The organism is Methylobacterium sp. WL64 (assembly GCF_008039945.1).
GTDB lineage: Bacteria > Pseudomonadota > Alphaproteobacteria > Rhizobiales > Beijerinckiaceae > Methylobacterium.
This window is the reverse complement of sequence record NZ_VRVA01000282.1, coordinates 1-1,398: the sequence shown is the minus strand read 5'-3', so window position 1 is coordinate 1,398 and position 1,398 is coordinate 1. Positions and strand designations below refer to the sequence as shown.

General features: G+C 69.7%; 1 protein-coding gene and 1 pseudogene. Both read right to left on the bottom strand.

The window, feature by feature from the left end; genetic code table 11:
* Positions 1 to 134, bottom strand: a pseudogene (locus FV242_RS35985) (outer membrane lipoprotein carrier protein LolA); the annotation flags it as partial.
* Positions 135 to 334: 200 nt separating this feature from the next.
* The coding region (locus tag FV242_RS33885; protein ID WP_281407140.1) for an FtsK/SpoIIIE domain-containing protein at positions 335 to 1,398 on the bottom strand (1,064 nt) is incomplete at its 5' end.

Below are 1,398 nucleotides of genomic sequence, written 5' to 3'. Positions count from 1 at the left end.
GGTGCGGGCTCCTCCTTGCGGCCGAACAGGCTGTCGATGAACGCGCCGACCTGTGCCTGCGCCGGGGCGGCGGGGGCGAGCCACAGCCCGGCGGCGATCAGGGAGCCGGCTGTGCGGGTGCGGCGGCCGATCATCGGCAGAACCTCCTGGGCGCCCGGGCGGGCGATCCGGCAGAAACGGGATGGGCGGGCCCGGGATCCGGCCCGCGATGTGACGCGCGCGCTGACGCCGAACCGGCGTCCAATTCGGCGGCGCGCGCTTTAGACCTCCGCCCTGTGGCGAAGATGCGACGCGAGAGGGCCGCGACCGATCGGATCGCGGCCCTGCGTCGGCCTCACTCGTCGTCGTACATCCCGCTCGAGGCGTGGGGCGCCCCGGCGACCAGGATATCGCGCTTGCCGGCATGGTTGGCCGGGCCGACGATGCCCTCGATCTCCATCCGCTCCATGATCGAGGCGGCGCGGTTGTAGCCGATCTGCAGCCGGCGCTGGATGTAGCTGGTGGACGCCTTCTGGTCCCGCAGCACCACCTCGATCGCCTGCTTGTACAGGTCGTCCGACTCGCCGCCGGTCGCCGCCGCGAAGGCGCCGATGTCGAAGACCGGAGCCTCCTCGTCGGAATCCTCGGAGCGCTCGACCTTCTCGGCTTTGGCGCCGCGACCGGACTTGCCCTCCTTGGCCGGCTCCTCCGGCGAGTCGTCGGTGGTGACGGCGTCGAGGTAGCTCGGGCGGCCCTGGCGCTTGAGGTGGGCGACCACGCTCTCGACCTCGCTGTCCGAGCAGAACGGCCCGTGCACCCGGGTCGTGCGCCCGCCGCCGGCCATGAACAGCATGTCGCCCTGGCCGAGCAGCTGCTCGGCGCCCATCTCACCCAGGATCGTGCGGCTGTCGATCTTGCTGGTGACCTGGAAGGAGATCCGGGTCGGGAAGTTCGCCTTGATCGTGCCGGTGATCACGTCCACCGACGGGCGCTGCGTCGCCATGATCAGGTGGATGCCGGCCGCACGCGCCATCTGGGCGAGCCGCTGGATCGCCCCCTCGATGTCCTTGCCCGCCACCATCATCAGGTCGGCCATCTCGTCGACCACGATCACGATGTAGGGGAGCGCCGACAGGTCCATGGCCTCCTGCTCGAACACCGCCTCGCCGGTCTCGCGGTTGAACCCGGTCTGGACCGTGCGGGTGATGACCTCGCCGCGCTCGCGGGCCTCCTTCATCCGGGCGTTGTAGCCGTCGATGTTGCGGACCGCGATCTTGGACATCTTCTTGTAACGCTCCTCCATCTCGCGCACGGCCCATTTGAGGGCGATCACCGCCTTCTTGGGGTCGGTCACGACCGGGGAGAGCAGGTGCGGGATGCCGTCGTAGACCGACAGCTCCAGCATCTTGGGATCGACCA